Source organism: Psychromonas saccharinae, from assembly GCF_051201515.1.
Lineage (GTDB): Bacteria > Pseudomonadota > Gammaproteobacteria > Enterobacterales > Psychromonadaceae > Psychromonas.
Map to the genome: position 1 here is coordinate 2,322,094 of NZ_CP195153.1, position 20,088 is coordinate 2,342,181.

Below are 20,088 nucleotides of genomic sequence, written 5' to 3' on the forward strand. Positions count from 1 at the left end.
AATAATTATGTATAAGAAGCTAAAACTGATTGGTTTATTAATATTATTACCGATATCTCAATTTAGTCAGGCAGAAAAATTGTCGGGCCTTGATCAACTAACTCAGCAACAAGACATTGGTTGCTCATCAGAACTCCGCACGTTAGCGGACTCGACAATAAAACAAAACCCGTATCGCATTCTCGGTTACAATGAAGAAAACCAAAATATACATTTATTTAATGCTTTGGCTGTTACTAGTCACCGTGACCGTGATAGCCATGTATCTTTTTATGGTGTAAAAAATGCGGATGGAAGTTGTGACACTGCAATAACTGAAAGTTACGTATTAGAAACAACTTGCAATGATGCGCGTAATGAAGCTTTTAGTAAATGGGATCTCAAGGGGAAACTAAATGAAAGAACGGTTGTATTATCTAGCAAACGAATCCTTGGTAAAGAAGCTTTTTTAACATCACAATTCACTACGCTGTGTTTAGTAACAACAAGACAAGTTATTAATAATTAATACATTATTCACGTTTCCCTTAGCTCAACTATAAATTATTTGGAAACGTGAATATGCACAGTATTTATTTTATAAGAGTGAGCAATCCTGCATTGTTAGCATTATATAGTTTTAAACTCACTTTTAAATTCGCTGTACTTCATTCCATGCTGAACGAATCTTGAAAAATGATCTAATGCTTTTTGTGTAACCCTTGGTAAATTATCAAAATCTAGATTATCTAATAAATTTTTTATTTCTAATCCTAATTCTGTATCACCTTGAATAGATAAACGTCGTTGAAAAAATAATGTATCAGGGTCTTCTTTACGCCCTGCAATTAAAATAAATTCATTTGCAGCACCACTAAAACTAACATCTTCTTTTATACAATGCTCAGCAATGATGAGTCTTGCTCCATCAAAACTGATATACCAAGTTAAATCGATATCAGTAACACATACCTTTAACCATTTGTCCTGCAAAAAAGTTAACTCATCGTCTTCTATTGCTTCAGCAAAAACACGAGAAAGTATTTCTAATAATAATTTCTTTTGAATAAAAAAAGGAACAAGTTTTGATGGATAAGCAAGTGCACTTGGACCATTGCAAACTAATTGGTGTTGAAACTTATCTAATACCGTTTTAAACATGTCATGCTCTTAAAAAATAAATAGTAAAATGAAATTATCGCAATATTCCTAATACAACATTGATCTAGTCGGTAAACTTATTAAAAAGATCATTTATTATTAGCCCATAATAATTACTAACATATTCATAGATTTAGTAACTTAATTAATTAAATAGTTTACCAAATCTATATTATTCGGGAGATTGAATGGAACTTCTTTGCCCTGCAGGTAGTTTACCCGCTTTAAAAACTGCGATAGATTGTGGTGCCGATGCTGTCTATATCGGTTTAAAAGATGATACCAATGCACGCCATTTTGCTGGTTTAAATTTTAACGACAAAAAGATTATAAAAGGCGCGCAATATGTACACGATAATAACAAGCATCTACATATCGCAATAAATACCTTCGCCCACCCAGGTAATGAACAGCGATGGCAAACAGCGGTTGATAAATGTGTCGACTTAGGCGCAAATGCAGCTATTATTGCCGACATTGCAATACTTGATTATGCAGCAAATAAATACCCAGAACTTGAATTACATCTTTCAGTACAAGCTTCCGCAACTAATACCGAAGCGATTAAATTCTACCAACAAAATTTCAATGTAAAACGTATCGTATTACCGAGGGTTTTATCAGTGCAACAGGTCAAACAGTTAGCACGCAATACAGAAATTGATTTAGAAGTTTTTGCATTTGGCAGTCTTTGTATTATGGCTGAAGGTAGATGTTACTTGTCATCTTACTTTACCGGTGAATCCCCCAATACTGTCGGGGCATGCTCTCCAGCAAAATATGTACGATGGGAAGAAACCGAAAATGGCATGGAATCACGCTTAAATAATATATTAATTGATCGCTATAAAAAAAATGAAACAGCAGGATACCCTACTCTCTGTAAAGGTAAGTTTTACGTAGACGATAAGCTTTACCATGCACTCGAAGAACCAACGAGTTTAAACACTCTGTCTCTATTACCTGAATTAATGCAAACAAATATCAGTGCAGTCAAGATTGAAGGTAGGCAGCGAAGTCCTGCGTATGTAGAACAAATTACACGTGTTTGGCGTGATGCAATTGACACGTACAAATCAAACCCTGATATGTATGAAGTTAAATCTGAATGGGATGCTGCGTTAGCAAATGTTTCAGAAGGCAGCCAAACAACACTCGGTGCTTATCATCGAAAATGGCAATAAGATTTTATTAAAAAAAAGGATATAGCGTGAAACTATCTCTTGGCCCCCTACTTTATTATTGGGAAAAAAATAAAGTAGAAGAATTTTATCATCAAGCTATTAACAGCGATGCTGAAATTATTTATTTAGGCGAAACCGTATGCAGTAAAAGAAGAGAATTAAAACCAAGAGATTGGTTAGAGCTCGCTGATGAAATTGCAAAAAGTGGTAAGGAAGTTGTTATCTCAACAATGGCTTTATTGCAGTCACCGACTGAAGTAAAAATACTACGCCAATATTGTGAAAATGGGCATTTTAGTATTGAAGCAAATGACCTTGGTGCGGTGCAAATACTCAGTGAAAATAAAGTCCCTTTTGTCTGCGGTCCTGCTATTAATTGTTATAACGCAAGTGTACTAAAGTTATTAACAAATAAAGGGATGTATCGATGGGTTATGCCCGTTGAATTATCGAAGGATTGGTTAATCCGAACCTTAGATGACTGCGAGAAACTTGGCATCCGTGATCAATTTGAAGTTGAAGTTTTTGCCCATGGTCATATGCCACTCGCGTATTCTGCTCGCTGCTTTACCGCGCGTTCAGAAAATAAAGCCAAAGATGATTGTGAATTGTGCTGTATTAAATACCCACAAGGTAGAATAACAACCACGCAAGAAGGACAAGAAGTCTTTGTGTTAAATGGTATCCAAACACAATCAGGTAGTTGTTATAATTTAATTAATGAACTACCGGATATGAGCGAAATCGTTGATATAGCGCGTATTAGCCCAAATCATATTGATAGTTTACAAGTTGTGAACGAATATAAAGAAAGATTAACAGGTCAACGTGATTGCTGTGTTTTACCCCCTAATGAAAGCAATGGATTTTGGTACGCCATTCCTGGATTACAAACACAACTTTAGCATCTTGATTGGTAACGGGTATATACTCAACCAGATAGTGTGGTTGAGTATATGAAACTAATATGTTATAAGCTTATTTATTTATTTATTACTCCGTTTTTTCTTGCTTAACAAAATGAATGGAAGAGAATCCCATCCTTGTAAATTCTGTTTGTCGATAATTTTTTGCAATCCCTTGCCCACGTGAACTCATTGCAAGTTGTTTTTCCATTGCATAAAAAGATGATAAATCAATTCCCTCATTCGCAGCAGCAGCTTCATATATATCATGATATTGGCCATAGGAAAACTGTATCGTTTTCTGCTTTCCTTTAAATTTGTAACTTACTTCTCTTGCCATAAAAACCTCAATTCTCGACTGTTACTGTATAGACTTCATTAGTATTTTGCATTCTAACAAGCAAAACGCATTAATACCTATGCATTTATCTCTATTACCATTCAACTTAGCAATCAAAGAATCAATATTTAAGAAAGTGAGTTTTTTGATATTAAAACAACGACACAATGTCCTGGCACTTTATAGATATCACCAATGTGTGCAATTTCTTTATTTCTTTCAAGGATATCAAAGGGGGTTGGTAAAGATGTGTTAATCGTGCAATACCAGTCCCGACCTTCTACTTTAGGCAATTCAAAGTCCAGTTCCTGTTCAAACATATTAAACATAATATGGAGATCTTCACTATTTTCTCTTGCCCCAAGTGTCATGGATAAAGCAGCACCTTCAGGATCTTCCCACCCCGGTTTATCAAGTTGACAACCATGCCAAGAAATATCAGGTAACCCTCGACTGTTGACTTCACCATCGTAAAAACGATTACGAAACAATCGAGGATGTCGTTTACGAAAAGCGATAAGTAATTGCCAAAAACGAAGCATTCCCGCATATTTTTCAATGTTTTGCCAATCAAACCATGAAATAGCATTATCCTGACAGTAAGCATTGTTATTTCCATGTTGCGTTCGACATACTTCATCACCGGCCGAAAACATCGGTACACCTTTCGATAACATTAAAATAGTTGCAAAATTTTTCATTTGCTGACGTCGCAGAGAATTAATTTTGCCATTATCTGTAGGCCCTTCTTCGCCGCAATTCCAACTTCGATTATCATTTACGCCGTCTCGGTTATTTTCACCGTTACTTTCGTTATGTTTATCATTATATGAAACTAAATCTAACAGCGTAAATCCATCGTGAATACAAATAAAATTAATACTATTGCTTGGTAACTCATTTTCCTTCTGATACAGATCAGAACTACCTGAAAAGCGTTTTGCAACACGGCCTAATAATCCGCGTTTACCGCGCACAAAATCTCGAATATCGTCCCGATAAACACCGTTCCATTCAGCCCACCGGTTACCAGGAAAAGATCCCACCATGTAAGCGCCGCCTGCGTCCCATGCTTCAGCAATTATTTTTGTATCGGCTAGCTCTTCTAATAATTCAATTCCCCACACAGCAGGCGGATGAACAAGAAAAGCACCATCTTCACCACGTGTTAAAATCGTACCTTCGTCAAAGCGGAATCCATCAATATGAAACTCTTTCACCCAATAACAAAGACAATCAAGTATCAATTTAGTCGCAATAGGATGATTACAATTAAAGGTATTACCACATCCAGAATAATTAGCGTATTGGCTTTTGTTATTAGGATCTAACATGTAATAAGTATCATTGGCCAATCCTTTAAATGAAAAGGTTAACCCGCGATTATCGCCTTCATTAGTGTGGTTGAAAGCTACATCTAAAATAACATCAATACCAGCACGATGAAGCGCCTTAACCATATCGCGAAATTCATCAATATGATTGCTATGTTGTGAATCGCTACAATAGCCTACATGAGGCGCAAAGAAACTGATGGTACTGTATCCCCAATAATTAACGATTTCATGATCGTTAATGTAATACATTTCAGAATTATCAAATTCAAACACAGGCAATAACTCAACACTGGTGATACCGAGTCGTTGCAGGTAGGGGATTTTTTCAATCAATCCAGAATAGGTACCTGGGTACTGTACATTTGAGCTGGTTGATTGGGTAAAACCTTTGACATGTACCTCATAAATAATACTTTCGTTGAGCCGATGATTTAAAGGTTGATCACCTTCCCAATCATAATTATTCATATCAATGACACAACTTCTCATCGAAGTATGTAGATTTGAACCTGGTTTACAAGCTGTTTCGCGATTCCACAAAGAATGATCATTTCCCTTAGAATAGGGATCAATTAATATTTTTTCTTTATCAAATAACAGGCCGTTTTCAGGTTCATAGGGACCATCAACACGGTAGGCATAATAAGTATATTCAGGCAAATTTTGAACAAAAATATGCCAAAAGTAAAAGCTACGATTGATGAGAGGATCAAGCTGTATTATTTGTTCAGGTTCCAGATCTCCTGCTTTTTTAAATAATAATAATTCAACAGCTATCGCCCTTTCATCGCAATAAATACAAAAATTGACACCATCATTATAAAATGTAGCCCCCATGGGATAAGGTTTGCCTGATATAAATTGGTACTGTGATGTAGCATTCATCTAAATTCCTCTATAAAGAAGACTCTAAAAAATAATTTGTTATAAAAAACACGTAATAATAACGCATTAAATTAGAAATAATTCACTTATATTTAACAAATAAGATTAGAAAATCAATTTAACTCTAAACGAATACGCTTTAAATAAAAGGATAATAAAATTCCACGTTATCTCACTAATTTGCCCAGATAACCCAAACTAATTTATCGCAATAATGTGTATCCTGATTCAGAACAAATATGCTTGGTTTACTAAGTTGGAGATATATTGAATAAAATTACAGAAAAACTACGCATTTACTTAGCAGACCAGAATTTGCTTTAACGTGTAAGAATACGTGTATCGTTAATATTAGGAGAGTTAACTATGATAAATAAAGTGTTTGAATTAATAATGCGGGTTTTATTGATACCAAAGTAATAATGGAAAAAACCGGCTTCATAAATATGATAACCGGTCATAATAAGAATTATTTAGTCAGTTACTAATTCATGGGTATCACGTGCAATAACCCACTCTTCATTTGTTGCAATAACCATTGCGACAGTACTGCCCTCTTCGGTAATAATACCTTCTTTACCAAAACGCGTCGTATTATTGGCTTCTTTATCAACTTTAAAGCCTAATAGAGATAAACGATCTAATGTATATTCACGAATAGGTGAAGAGTTTTCGCCAATTCCCCCCGTAAAGACAACGGCATCTAAACGCCCATCCAATGCGGCAACATAACTGCCAATATATTTCGCTAAGCGGTAGCAAAAGAGTTCTTTAGCACGCGCAGCGGCTTCATTGGTTTTGTAATTATCTTCAACATAACGACAGTCGCTCGTTGTTTCTGTAATACCTAACAAACCAGATTCTTTTGTCAGTATATTATTGATTTTTTCGACGCTATAGCCTAACTCATCATGAAGATGGAAAATAATAGCAGGGTCAATATCACCACTACGCGTCCCCATTACTAAACCTTCAAGTGGCGTCATTCCCATTGAGGTATCAACAGAAACCCCATTTTTAATAGCACAAACAGAACCACCGTTACCTAAATGACAGCTAATAATATTTAGCTCTTCAACCGGTTTATTCAATTCCTTTGCCGCTTGTAAAGTGATGTAATAATGACTGGTACCGTGCATACCGTAACGACGAATGCCATTTTCTTTATAAAGACTATAAGGCAATGCATATAAGAAAGCTTCTTCAGGCATTGTTTGATGAAAAGCCGTATCAAATACCGCGACATTAACAAGCTCAGGGAAAGCATGTTTAGCAGCATCAATACCAATTAGATGCGCAGGATTGTGTAAAGGTGCTAATGGAACACACTTTTCAATGCCAGCTAATACTTCGTCTGTAATGATCATTGACTTAGTAAAACGTTCGCCACCATGAACAACACGGTGACCAATAGCAATAATATTATCTTTTAGTTCTAAATGATGACATAGAATTTCATCAACTAAATAATTAAGAGCTTCTTTATGACCTGCACCAGGTGTTAATTCTGCACTCTCTTTTACACCATTAATTTTCCATTTAATATTTGCTTCTGGTAATTGCAAACATTCACTAATGCCCGAAAGTTTTTCGCTGCCGTCATCATTATCGACAATTGAAAATTTTAGAGATGAGCTACCGCAGTTAAGTACAAGTATTAACTTGTTTTCCATTAAATTCACCTTAATTAATATGTTAAATATTGCCATCTATAACTACATTATAGATATCAGCTTAAATAAAAATCACAGGATAATAACAAACACTTAACACCAAAGCAGTAAATAAAAATAAAAATGTGCTTCATATCACGCCTATTTATGTTTATCTCACACCAATTTTACAATGAAATAGAAATAAGTAAGCATTTGTAGAAACACAAATGATAATTAATCATCTTTAACCTACAAAAAATTAAAACTTAAACTCTTATAAATCAGTATTATACGGATTACAATATGAGTAATTTAGTTTTTATCAGACTATTGAATTTATACTCAATATTTAAAACCTCAGATTTAACAAATTTGATATAAATTTAATAATCACGTCTTATTGAGTTAAATTTAAGATATTGACTGTTAACAGCACTCTTTCGATGGGGAATTTTTCGAGGTAAAAGAAAAAGTCCAAGCTTGTTATCAATATAAATTGATAACAAGCTTGGACTTGCTAATAGATACTTTTAAATTAATTGATTATTAATCAATATCTTCATGATTGTAAGGAAAACGGCAGTGACCAAAACGAATTGCTAAAATAGCTAACGCAATAATCAATACAGCCCCTGCTAAACCTAACATACGTAATGTATCTAAATTTTTCATATCCAAAATGATATATCGAGCAATCGCCACTATTGCAATATATAAAGGCATGCGAACGGGTAATTTCCCTGATTTAAGATAAGTCCCTACCATCGCAAATACTTCAAGGTAAATAAACATTAACAAGAGATCGGATAATGTAACGGCCTTAGCACCAATCATTGAAAAAATTTCAAAACCTAATGCGATAACGGTTGATATTGCAACGATAATCAACCCAAAATCTTCGCAATACACTAATGTACGATAAGCTGTTTTTTTTAGTTTACTGTCCATATTAAAAATCCTAATTGAGAATCACTATCTGTGTGAGACTATACTGTAATGGATTGTAAAATAAACTTAATTACACTATTTTTTTATTTCGAATCTACACCATCAGCTTGTTGAAATTTAGTCATGGTTTGTTGCAATAACTCAGAAATATTTGCTTTTTGTTCTTCTGACATACCGTTGTTCATGCTTTGCATCAAATTAGAGACATCTATACTTTGAATTTTATCCAAATTTAAACCACTCATTAAATTAGAAAAATCTAACCCTATGACTCCCATTAAACTATCTACGACTTGATAACCTTTCATCGGTGCAAAAAAATGATCTGCAGGTTTAGCTAATTTTATATTACGCAATACCTGTATATTACCCGCTTCATCCATTAATTTAAGTGGAATCGTAAAACGGTTACTTTCCCAGACAAACAAGTTAGATGTAATAGTTTGTCCGGCGATATAATACTTAATTAACATTGATTTCTTATTCGTTGAATATCCTGACACCTGCTCATTTGCAATCGTATTTCCAACTGTAATATCACCCATAGATTTATAATCACCCGAGAAAATATTTTTACTAATAGATGAAATATAAACACGTTTTGTATCATGGTTATAGATATATTGCATACCATACTTTTTCAATAATAATATTGATAGATTAAGTTTTACTCCCTTTAGCATACCCATTGATGGGATACCATCTACTCGGATTGCATCGTCACTAACATAGAGTTTGCCAATAGCAGTCTGTCGACCTTCAGCATCAATGGCAACATTATCAGCAGAAAAATTGGTCACGAGGGTATTAGCATTGGCTGTTGGTATTGTGATTTGAAATATAAAAACTAATAAAGGTACAAATATCTTCGAGAAAAAAACATGATGTAATGGCTGTGTTTTCATTTCAAACTTCCTTAACAAAACGATGAGTGTATAACCTACGGCTAGTAAACGGATTGTTTGCCAATTCAAAGAGTAAATCAACTTTATTTAATTGAAATAAATAAAGCTGACTATATTTCTCACTATTTTTTATCACCAAATCAAGTGGATTACATACGTGATGGTTAATATAGATAGCGTTGGTGATAAACAAGTCCTAATTTGTATATAACGCTTGATATCGGTTTTAATAACAATCAGATAGCGTCATATACAATAAAATACAACAATGATATATGTGTAAGAAAAGGGAAATATTATTTATAAAACACATATCGGACTATAACACTAAGCCATTATCTATACCCCAATTAACATCATTGCATAGAGTTAGATGGCTTAATAACATCACTAAAGATAATTATGAAACACTTGTCGCATCGTAAAATAACTCGTCTTTTTCACGATAACGAACAATTGCAGCATCAACACTTGTTTCTTGACTTGACGGGGAAAGGTTAACTGTTGATTTATTAATGCCTAATTTCTTAAATAATTGCCTATCCGTATTTTCATCTGGATTTGCAGTAGTTAGTAACTTGCAACCATAAAAAATGGAGTTTGCACCGGCCATAAAACAAAGTGCTTGGGTTTGTTCAGACATATCTTCTCTGCCTGCAGAAAGACGTACGTAAGATCTCGGCATCATGATCCGTGCAATAGCAATACTTTTAATAAAAGTGAATTCGTCGAGATCATCAACATTATCTAACGGTGTACCGGCTACCTTGACTAACTTATTAATTGGTACACTTTCAGGATGTGTTGGTAAATTTGCAAGTTGAACAAGCAGCCCTGCACGATCAACCTGTGCTTCGCCTAATCCTAAAATTCCACCGCTACAGACCTTCATTCCAGCACTTCGTACATTATTTAATGTTTCGAGACGATCCTGATAGCTACGTGTCGTAATGATTTGGCCATAATATTCAGGGGAAGTATCAAGATTATGATTATAATAATCAAGCCCTGCATCGGAAAGTTGATCTGCTTGCCCTCTATCAAGCATACCAAGTGTCATACAAGATTCCATTCCTAACGCTTTTACTTGTTTTATCATTTCAACAAGATATGGCATATCACGTTGCTTTGGATTTTTCCAAGCAGCCCCCATACAAAAACGCGTAGAACCATTCTTTTTGGCTTCTTTCGCAGCATGGAGCACTTTATCTACTTCCATCAGCTGCTGGTTCTCAAGTCCAGTATCATAACGCGCACTTTGTGGACAATATTTGCAATCTTCAGGACATGCCCCGGTTTTGATTGATAACAATGTACTTACTTGAATTTGATTAGGCGTAAAATTTGCGCGATGGACAGTTTGCGCATTAAAAATCAGATCCATAAAAGGCATTTCATACATTGATTCAACTTCTTCAATGGTCCAATCATGACGGCAATTAGTATTTATCATAGTCATTTTCCAAAATATAAATATTTAATCAGTGTAAAGTTCAACAGCAACCTGTCAATAAAAAACAACAATAAACTTTACAAAAGATTAAAAAACGCTCAAGTAGAAAGTTTATGTAAATTAGCCATGGTTATTAAGTAATATCTACGTCTGATAGAAACAATACAAAACTGACTTTTAAATGCCCTTCTTTATTGTATTCAAGAATAATTATCCATTGGGTCTCAAGAAAAGGATTCGCGTAAAGATCTAACCAGTTACCAAGAAATAACTTAAAAGAAATGTCTATGAAAATAGTCAGTGTAGAAATACGTAAATGACAAAATTATGTACAACATAAAAATAATTAGGTGATGCAATTATTAGCGTTATATCGGGAAGAGAATGATGATTAGCTATATTTTAAACAATATAATCAGCGACTCATTAATTCACCTAAAAAACCGTAAGAAAAACACCGGATTATCAACCTAGAGGCTTGTATCTATCACAGTCCTAGGTAAGATATATCATTATTAAAATTTTTAGTAAAAATACAGTATATCTGTAATTATGGAGCACTCATTCTAATGTCAAAAACAGCAATTGTTGAAATTTTCAACAGCAAATTCCCAATCGGGGAAAAAGTAACCGTACAGGGCTGGATCCGCACACGTCGCGATTCAAAAGCCGGTATTTCATTTTTAGCGATTTATGATGGTTCATGCTTTGATCCTATTCAAGCAGTTGTTCCTGCTGATTTAGAAAATTACACTTCAGAAGTACAAAATTTAACAGCAGGTTGTTCAGTACAGGTAACCGGTGAGTTAGTAGAAAGTCCAGGAAAAGGACAAAACTTTGAAATTCAAGCAACAGAAGTTAATGTACTTGGTTTTGTTCAAGACCCTGATACATATCCAATGTCTGCAAAACGTCATAGTATCGAATATCTTCGTGAGCACGCACATCTTCGTCCAAGAACGAATATTATCGGTGCAGTCACACGTGTACGTAACTGTTTATCGCATGCAATTCATAACTTTTTTTATGAAAATGGCTTTAACTGGATCAGCACTCCGATCATTACCGGTAGTGACTGTGAAGGTGCCGGTGAAATGTTCCGTGTAAGCAACTTAGATCTAGAAAACTTACCACGTACAGAAGCAGGTAAAATAGATTACAAACAAGATTTTTTTGGTAAAGAAACTTTTTTAACTGTATCTGGCCAACTAAATGCTGAAACCTATGCCTGTGCATTGAGTAATGTGTACACATTCGGCCCAACTTTCCGTGCTGAAAATTCACATACTACGCGTCACCTTGCTGAATTCTGGATGGTTGAACCTGAAATTGCCTTTGCAGATTTAGCCGATGCAGCACAACTCGCTGAAGACTTATTGAAATATGTATTTAAAGCAGTATTAAGAGAACGTGCTGATGATATGGCCTTCTTTGCACAACGTGTCGACAAACAAGCAATTTCACGCTTAGAAAACATGATTAGTTCAGAGTTCGTTCGCATGGATTACACCGATGCGATTGAAATTCTATTGAACTGCGATAAAGAATTTGAATACCCTGTTGAATGGGGTGTTGATCTGCAATCTGAACATGAACGTTACCTTGCTGAAGAACATATTGGTGCGCCAATTATTCTTCAAAACTATCCAAAAGACATTAAAGCTTTCTACATGAAAATGAATGAAGATGGTAAAACAGTTGCAGCAATGGATGTACTAGCACCCGGTATTGGCGAAATTATTGGTGGTAGTCAACGTGAAGAAAGTTTAGAAGCATTGGATAAACGCCTTGATGAAATGGGTCTAGATAAAGAAGATTACAGCTGGTACCGTGATCTTCGTAAATACGGCACTGTTCCACATGCTGGTTTTGGTCTTGGATTTGAACGTCTCGTATCTTATGTCACTGGTGTACAAAACATCCGTGACGTTATTGCATTCCCACGTGCCCCTGGTAGTGCAGACTTCTAAATCATATTTTTATTAAACTCCCCAAAGCCAACTTAACCGTTGGCTTTTTTCTATATATTAATAATTCTTAATGCGTTATATCACGTTGCTTAAAGTACAACAGATTATACCAATCGTAATAATTAGCTGATCTATTTTGCTGGTTAAAATAGTTTATTTCTTTGTTGAAAGTTTCGTTAAGGGAACAACCATTAAAGAATTATACCAATTCCATTAATTAACTGGTCAAATTAATCCACGATCTTAAGCATAGTGACATGACTCTATTAATATCACTTCTAAAGTTATTCCAAGCAATAGTGCACTTCTCTTCAATATCTTCATAATCACTAAAAACACGATTGGCAATTTCATTTTGCCTCATCCATGACCATACTTGCTCGATTGGATTTAATTCAGGAGAATAAGGTGGGATGTGAATAATGCTTAGATTAGCAAATGCTTGATCTAAGTATTCCTGATGCCAGCTGGCACCATCCATTATCACTACTGCATGGCGACCCGCTTCCGTTGCTTTGGAAATAAGCGATAGATGTTCTTTCATGATTTCCATATTACTAAAAGGAGCAATGATAGCTTCTGTTTTACCATTTGCTGGGCAAACAGCACCAAATAGATAAGCGTAAGTGTATTGTTGTTGCTGTACTACGCGTGGTCTCGTTCCTTTTTCAGCCCATATTCTAGTGGTCGTATTTTGTTGTCCAAAACGCGCCTCATCTTGAAACCAGATATCAACCCGCTCTAACGCAACATGACCTGGGATCTTAAGGATCGTTTTTATTTTGAATTTTTTTAAAATCTTCCTGACGTTCAATTGACTGCTTGGGATGCTTTGAACGTGTAGTTATCCAGCTTAGATTTAATTCGTGTAATAGGTTGTAAATATTGGACTTTTTATACTCAATACCAAACTCAACTAAAATATACTGCTGGACATCTTTTCCTTGGAGTCTGCCACCATCTGCCTTTACAGCCGAAGAAACAACAAACTCTTTCAGTTGAGACAGTTGCTTTTCGCTTAGGCCTTTTGGGCGCCCCGTATGTTTTTTCTCTTTTAACCCTGAAATTCCCTGTGTTAAATAGGTTTGTATCCAACTATTTGCACTCGTTCGACTTACTTTTAAGTATTCAGATATTTGAGTTCTATTTTTACCATCAAGAAAGTGAGATACCGCTAATAAACGAAGTTTTAATCTCGCATCTGAGGTTGAGCTAATCATTTTCGATAATTCTTGAGTCATATTCAGCACCTTTAATGAGTGCTTTATTAGATCATAAAATTAATGGAATTGGTATTAATGTCTTTATATTAATTCTCACGTTAGAGGATTCACTTGTTAATCTCTCGGTAGTGGCAACTTTCGCCTCAAACTAAACCATTTTTCCAGCGCAAAATTTAGATCACATATTTAATACAATTGGTATCATTATGGATAAAGTATTTAGAGGGAATGGATTAGGTAAGTGGTTAACTCAAACATAAATTTATTGACGGGAAACAATATATAAAAAAACACAAGAAATGACACTGAAATCAGTATCACGCCTTGTGTTTTTTATGTGGATTAAATGAAAAGAATTAATCTTCGTTATGCATTTCCAAACTAGCGATTTCTTCTTTTTGCTCCTGTATCTTTTTAGCATCTTCACTGCGTAAGGTAGCAAGATGCGCAAAGTAAGCATCATCGATATCACCGGTTACATATTTACCGTCAAAAACAGATGCTTCAAAATCATCAATTAATGGATTTTGTTTTTTAACTGCATCTTTTAAATCCTGAAGATCTTGGTAAATCAGCGCATCACTACCAATGCAATCATTGATTTGTTCCACGGTGCGGTTATAAGCAATTAATTCTTCAGCCGTTGGCATATCAATACCATAGACGTTAGGATGACATACTTGTGGTGCAGCAGATGCCATATACACTTTTTTAGCGCCAGCATCACGTACCATTTCAACAATTTGTTCCGATGTTGTTCCACGTACAATTGAATCATCGACTAAAAGTACCGCTTTGTCTTTGAATTCAGCTTTTATTGGATTTAATTTACGACGAACTGAATTACGACGTTGCGTTTGTCCTGGCATGATAAAAGTACGGCCAATATAACGATTTTTAACAAAACCTTGACGATATGGTAAACCTAACTCGCTAGAAATTTGTAATGCAATATCATTGGATGTTTCTGGAACAGGAATAACTGCATCTATTTCAAGGTCAGCCCATTCACGTTTAATTTTAGCGCCTAATTTACGGCCCATTTCTAAACGAGCTTCATAAACTGATACACCACTTAATGTTGAGTCTGGACGTGCAAGATAAACATATTCGAATATACAAGGAGTTAATGATGTTTTCTTCGCACATTGCTTGGTGAATAGTTGACGATCTTCAGTGATATAAACAGCTTCACCAGGTTCAACATCGCGGATAACTTCAAAGCCAATCGTATCTAAACCAACACTTTCAGAAGCAACAATATATTCTAATTCACCCGATTCCGTTTTACGAGAACCCAGCACTAATGGACGGATACCATCGGGATCGCGAAATGCGACTAAACCATGCCCAATGATTAATGAAACCACGGCATAAGCACCCGTAACCATATCATGCACTTTAGAGACAGCATTGAAAATTTCATCTGCCGCCAGTCCATTTCCGGAAACTTTATCAAGCTCAGAAGCAAAGATATTAAGTAATACTTCCGAATCTGATGTGGTATTAATATGGCGACGAGATTGAATTAATGATTCACGTAAACTAACTGAATTCGTTAGATTACCATTGTGCGCTAACGCCAATCCCCATGGAGAGTTAACGTAAAAAGGTTGGGCTTCAGCCGCACTAGAACTACCCGCAGTTGGGTAACGAACATGCCCTATTCCGATATTACCTTTCAAACGTTGCATATGTTTAGTTGCAAATACATCTTTAACTAAACCATTTGCCTTGCGTTGTTTAAATTTGCCCTCTGCGATGGTAACAATACCCGCCGCATCTTGACCACGGTGTTGCAATACAGTCAATGCATCATAAATACTCTGATTAACAGGAGTTAAGCCAACGATGCCAACGATTCCACACATAAATTTACGCCTTTCTGGTTAATGTTTTGTTTATATTTATTGTATAAATGGGAAAAATAACGAAGTTAAGTTCACCATTATCTATTCATAAAATATAAATATATGTTTCAAGTTTTTAAAATACTTAAGAACTTGGTTGATAAAGCTTATATATTTCGAGTTAAATTACTCGAATGTACACTAATACTTCTGCGTTTAATTTTTTACCTAGTCGTGTAAACGCGATAATAAATTTATTTTGTTAAATTCTGTAAAAAACTGGATGAGTTTTCCAAATGTTCAAAAAACCATTCAATAACAATTCCAAACTCGGGAATAAGTCGAGATTCTTTCCACCAAATAGCCTGGTCAAAGGTAGTAAATGAATCGATGAAAAATAGCAGTGCACTAACTACAAGGACACCTCTAATTGCGCCAAAGACAACACCAAGTAATCGATCCGTACCAGATAACCCAGTGGCAGAGATCAAACGATTAATGATGTAATTAATAAGTGCGCCAAGTAATAAAACAGAAACAAATAACACAGCAACAGCAGCAGCATTTCGAATCAATTCATCATTTAATTGGGTAATATATTGAGCAACTTCAGGATAGAAATTGCTGGCAATGAAAAAGGCAAGAAACCAAGTTACAAGGGAGATTGCTTCTTTAGTAAAACCACGAACAAGACTGATCAATGAGGAAAAAGCAATAATGCCAATAATGGCGAAATCAAACCAATTCATTTAAATCCTTAATAATATGGCTGCTCAATACGATAATCGGTCGCATCTTAGCAGAATTAAAAATAAAATGCTGTAAAAGAATCTATGGATTTACTGCATTAAAAGGCAGTACTTTTCCTTGAAGATCTGTCAAACGTTTAAGCTGAGGAAGCAATTTTTCTAACTTATCTTTTGATATATCAGGTCCCACAAACACACGAGTTAATTCTCCATCAATGACTTCAGTGGGAATGGTATGTGCCTGGAAGCCCCCTTTATGCAACTTTTTAAGTAAAATATTAATATTTTTGGCATTTTGAAATGCACCTAATTGGATTGTCCAGGCGGACTCTGGTACTTCTACTTTCTTGACAACGGGAGCGGGTGCTTTAACGGTTTTGACAACAACCTTAGGCGCCGTTTTAACTTCTTTTGGCTTAGATTCTAATGTCACAGGTTCTGCAACCTCATTAATAACCCATTCATTGTTTTCAACAACGGGTTCTTTTTCTGTCACATCTTCCGGTACTTCTGTATCGGTAAGATCATTAGCTTCTGCAAACTGTTCTATCAGATCAACATTATTATTATGTGTTTCGATTATTTTTGTATGTTCTTGAAGAGGCGGATTGATTGGTGTTGCAACAAACTCATCTTGATAAGTCGCCTTTTTACCATCAATAATTGACGGTAAAAAAATGACAACACACGTAACAACCAGTGTTACACCTACTAATCTATTATGAAACTGAGAAGACACAAATTATCCTTCTAAATATGTTAAAAATGCTGACACCGTATGAAAAGAACCAAATATTACAATCATATCCTGTTCGTTTGCTTCCCTGATAACGCGCTGATAGGCTGAGTCTATATTATCGTAACAACTGACTAAAGCCCGTTTATTCGTTGATTCATTATAACGTGATAACACCGTCGAAGCAGAAGCGCCACGATAGCATTCTAACGTTATCAAACTGCAATCATCAATTAACGAATTAACTTCTTCAAAACTTCCTGTTATGTCTTTATCTTCAAGCATACCAACAATTGCATAAACCTTTGTCTGTGCTGATTTAGTCGCTTTAATTTGTTTAATCTGTTTTGCCAAATACTGAGCTGACTGTGGATTATGTGCTACATCAACATAGGTTTCAATATTCGTGGGCAAAGACAGTTTTTGCAGTCTTCCTGCCAGTTTTGCCTGTTTAAGTGCATCCCGAATTAACGCAGCATCAAGGTCTATTTCTAATGCTTCAATAACAGCAAGTGCAGTTGATGCATTTTGTAATGGCATTAATGTCTTTGGTAAATTCTCTATTTTTTTATTACCAGTCCAAGTCCAAGTATATTCGCCAATATCAGTGATAAAATCCTTACCCGCGAAAGAGATATCTGCACCAATATCCTGCGCATGTGCTTGTATAGAATGCGGAGGGTTTAATTCACCACAAATAGCAGGATGACCAGGCCTAAATATGCCCGCTTTTTCAAAACCTATAACCTCTCGATTATCACCTAACCAATCTACGTGATCAATAGCAATAGTGGTAATGACACTAATATCTGACTCAACGATGTTCGTTGCATCTAATCGGCCGCCTAATCCAACTTCAAGAATAATGAAATCACATTGTTGCTCTTTCAATAATTGCAGGCAAGATAAGGTCACATATTCAAAAAAACTTAATGATACATTTTCACGTGATGATTCTACAATTTCAAAGGCGCGGCAGTGTTGCTCATCGGATAGCTCTTGATGGTTGATTCTCAATCGCTCTGTATAGCGTTGAATATGTGGTGAACTATATACGCCTACTTTATAACCAGCTTGAGTTAAGATCTGTTCTAAAAACGCGCAGGTTGTCCCTTTACCATTTGTGCCGCCGACCGTAATCACTTTTGCCGGAAAATTAATTAAATCAAGTTTATTAGCTACTTCACTAATGCGTGTTAGCCCTAACTCAATCTCAGTTGGATGAAGCTTTTCGATGTAGGCTAACCATTCATTTAAATTTTTTTGCATAAATCCTTCGGCACAATTCAATTACATTTCAAGAAACAATGGACCACAAGCAGGTCTAGGTAAGGAAAATAATTCAGGGTAATCAACTTCCACTAGATATAAACCGCCAGGTTTTGCTGTCGCTGCAGCCTTAGCACGATCCTTATAATCTAACAAAGTAGAAAGCCAATCTACGGGCTGATTACCACGCCCAATTTCAATCAAACTACCTGCAATATTTCTCACCATATGATGTAAAAATGCATTAGCTTTAATATCGATAATGATAAAATCACTTCGCCTAGTTATATTTAAATATTCAATGGTTCTAACAGGACTATGTGCTTGGCAATGCAACGCGCGGAAAGAAGTATAGTCATGCTCACCAACAAGATACTGCCCGGCTTGTTGCATCAGATCTTCGTCTAAGTCCATATGATAATGACTTAAACCAGAATTTAAAATACCAGGTCTGAATTGGCCGTTATAGATGATATAACGATAACGACGCGCTGTTGCACTGAAACGTGCGTGAAATGAAGAGTCGACATGTTTTACCCAACGAACAGCAATATCACTCGGTAGGTTCGCATTGACACCCAAGGTCCAAGCCACATCTTTACGATCAGCGGTAGTGTCAAAATGAACGACTTGTCCAGTACCATGTACGCCTGCATCAGTTCGCCCTGCGCAATTTACAGTAATTGGATGGTTTGCAATAATTGATAATGCTTTTTCCAATTCTTCTTGTACCGAGATAACCTCTTTTTGACGTTGCCAACCATAATAGGCTGTCCCATCATATTCAATTCCCAGTGCAATCCGCATTGATTTTTACCCTAAAATTTTAAAGGGATGATTATAGCCGATGTGATTGAAAAGTATTAGTTAAAAATAGAATAAATATAGAAAATAACATCACTCACTACGTTAACCGAACAATATTCAGTCAACTGCAAGAATAGAGGATTACTCGATTAATGCATGACCATATTTTGCATGACTAACGGGAACCACTTTAAGCACATCAATCGAAAAGTCATCAACAATTTGGACTGCAGAATGAATTAATTGATTATTGTTTGCAATAACATCAATCGCATAATCATGGTCACGATAGCTAAAAAATATTTTTAAAATACCATTTTCCAAATGCCACGAGCCTGAATAACATTCCTGATTAAATAAACTGCTAATAGTGAGATGATTTTCATTACCAAAACAAAGTAATAATGAATGTGTTTCCTGTGAAGTCAGTAACCAAGAATGTTTAAGAATTTCGTCTTCTAGTAATTTTCTTTTTTCTAATTCCCAAAGAATATATTCCCCTTTTTTAGAGATATAAGAGTAATTCTCATCATTAAGAAGGTCAACACGCAGTACAATCTGATTTTCACTGTCCTTCTCATAGGCAAAAAGAATTAATTTAAGTTCTGATTCAGTTAATAACGAATACATATCCCCAATACACCTTTTTTTATAAGTTAAGTTAAAACTAGACGATCTGTTGTCAGTCTGTAATACAAAAGGAGAATAATTTTGAATAAGCTCAAATTTCAT

General features: G+C 35.4%; 18 protein-coding genes. 4 read left to right on the forward strand and 14 right to left on the reverse strand.

Features of this window, described 5'->3' with window-relative positions; genetic code table 11:
- The first annotated feature begins 7 nt into the window (after nt 1–7).
- The gene (locus tag ACR30L_RS10295; protein WP_435234168.1) at nt 8–508 is read left to right on the forward strand and encodes a hypothetical protein; all 501 of its coding nucleotides are present in this window, start codon (nt 8–10) and stop codon (nt 506–508) included.
- 101 nt (nt 509–609) lie between these two features.
- Here ACR30L_RS10295 and ubiT read toward each other — a convergent pair whose 3' ends face one another.
- Nucleotides 610–1,140, reverse strand: coding sequence for a ubiquinone anaerobic biosynthesis accessory factor UbiT (gene ubiT / locus ACR30L_RS10300; RefSeq protein ID WP_435234169.1), 531 nt, complete (start codon nt 1,138–1,140; stop codon nt 610–612).
- Nucleotides 1,141–1,328: 188 nt separating this feature from the next.
- On the opposite strand from ubiT, the gene ubiU reads away from it, so the two are divergent.
- On the forward strand, nt 1,329–2,324 hold the full coding sequence (gene ubiU, locus ACR30L_RS10305; protein WP_435234170.1) for a ubiquinone anaerobic biosynthesis protein UbiU: 996 nt from the start codon (nt 1,329–1,331) through the stop codon (nt 2,322–2,324).
- Nucleotides 2,325–2,350: 26 nt separating this feature from the next.
- A complete protein-coding gene (locus ACR30L_RS10310) occupies nt 2,351–3,229 on the forward strand; it encodes a U32 family peptidase (RefSeq protein WP_435234171.1) in 879 nt (292 codons plus the stop codon).
- 88 nt (nt 3,230–3,317) lie between these two features.
- Here ACR30L_RS10310 and ACR30L_RS10315 read toward each other — a convergent pair whose 3' ends face one another.
- The 6 genes from ACR30L_RS10315 to bioB form a co-directional block, all read right to left on the reverse strand.
- A complete protein-coding gene (locus ACR30L_RS10315) occupies nt 3,318–3,569 on the reverse strand; it encodes a DUF2960 domain-containing protein (RefSeq protein WP_435234172.1) in 252 nt (83 codons plus the stop codon).
- Nucleotides 3,570–3,697: 128 nt separating this feature from the next.
- Entirely contained in the window at nt 3,698–5,791 is a 2,094-nt protein-coding gene (gene glgX / locus ACR30L_RS10320; RefSeq protein WP_435234173.1) for a glycogen debranching protein GlgX, read from the reverse strand.
- Between the two features lie 473 nt (nt 5,792–6,264).
- A complete protein-coding gene (locus ACR30L_RS10325) occupies nt 6,265–7,464 on the reverse strand; it encodes an acetate kinase (RefSeq protein WP_435234174.1) in 1,200 nt (399 codons plus the stop codon).
- 528 nt (nt 7,465–7,992) lie between these two features.
- Entirely contained in the window at nt 7,993–8,394 is a 402-nt protein-coding gene (locus ACR30L_RS10330) for a phosphate-starvation-inducible protein PsiE (protein ID WP_435234175.1), read from the reverse strand.
- 83 nt (nt 8,395–8,477) lie between these two features.
- Nucleotides 8,478–9,299, reverse strand: a complete 822-nt coding sequence (locus tag ACR30L_RS10335) for a hypothetical protein (RefSeq protein ID WP_435234176.1) — start codon at nt 9,297–9,299, stop codon at nt 8,478–8,480.
- A 400-nt stretch (nt 9,300–9,699) separates the two neighbouring features.
- Nucleotides 9,700–10,752, reverse strand: a complete 1,053-nt coding sequence (bioB, locus tag ACR30L_RS10340; RefSeq protein ID WP_435234177.1) for a biotin synthase BioB — start codon at nt 10,750–10,752, stop codon at nt 9,700–9,702.
- A gap of 569 nt (nt 10,753–11,321) precedes the next feature.
- Between bioB and asnS the strand changes: the two genes are divergently transcribed.
- Nucleotides 11,322–12,722: an asparagine--tRNA ligase gene (gene asnS / locus ACR30L_RS10345; protein ID WP_435234178.1), complete on the forward strand. Its 1,401-nt coding sequence runs from the start codon at nt 11,322–11,324 to the stop codon at nt 12,720–12,722.
- Between the two features lie 217 nt (nt 12,723–12,939).
- Here the strand turns inward: asnS and ACR30L_RS10350 are convergent.
- The 7 genes from ACR30L_RS10350 to ACR30L_RS10380 form a co-directional block, all read right to left on the reverse strand.
- A protein-coding gene (locus tag ACR30L_RS10350) for an IS630 family transposase (protein ID WP_435234179.1) occupies nt 12,940–13,963 on the reverse strand; the annotation gives its coding sequence in 2 pieces (ribosomal slippage) (nt 12,940–13,510 and nt 13,509–13,963; 1,026 coding nt in all).
- A gap of 338 nt (nt 13,964–14,301) precedes the next feature.
- Nucleotides 14,302–15,816, reverse strand: a complete 1,515-nt coding sequence (gene purF, locus ACR30L_RS10355; protein ID WP_435234180.1) for an amidophosphoribosyltransferase — start codon at nt 15,814–15,816, stop codon at nt 14,302–14,304.
- 233 nt (nt 15,817–16,049) lie between these two features.
- Nucleotides 16,050–16,544 carry a CvpA family protein gene (locus ACR30L_RS10360; protein ID WP_435234181.1) on the reverse strand — a complete coding sequence of 165 codons (495 nt, stop codon included), beginning with the start codon at nt 16,542–16,544 and terminating at the stop codon, nt 16,050–16,052.
- Nucleotides 16,545–16,626: 82 nt separating this feature from the next.
- Entirely contained in the window at nt 16,627–17,283 is a 657-nt protein-coding gene (locus ACR30L_RS10365; protein WP_435234182.1) for an SPOR domain-containing protein, read from the reverse strand.
- Between the two features lie 3 nt (nt 17,284–17,286).
- Nucleotides 17,287–18,549 (reverse strand): bifunctional tetrahydrofolate synthase/dihydrofolate synthase, encoded by a 1,263-nt coding sequence (folC, locus tag ACR30L_RS10370; RefSeq protein WP_435234183.1) that lies wholly within the window; start codon nt 18,547–18,549, stop codon nt 17,287–17,289.
- A 21-nt stretch (nt 18,550–18,570) separates the two neighbouring features.
- Complete coding sequence (truA, locus tag ACR30L_RS10375) at nt 18,571–19,356, reverse strand: tRNA pseudouridine(38-40) synthase TruA (protein WP_435234184.1); 786 nt, start codon at nt 19,354–19,356, stop codon at nt 18,571–18,573.
- Nucleotides 19,357–19,497: 141 nt separating this feature from the next.
- Nucleotides 19,498–19,986, reverse strand: a complete 489-nt coding sequence (locus ACR30L_RS10380) for a hypothetical protein (RefSeq protein ID WP_435234185.1) — start codon at nt 19,984–19,986, stop codon at nt 19,498–19,500.
- Nucleotides 19,987–20,088 lie beyond the last annotated feature (102 nt).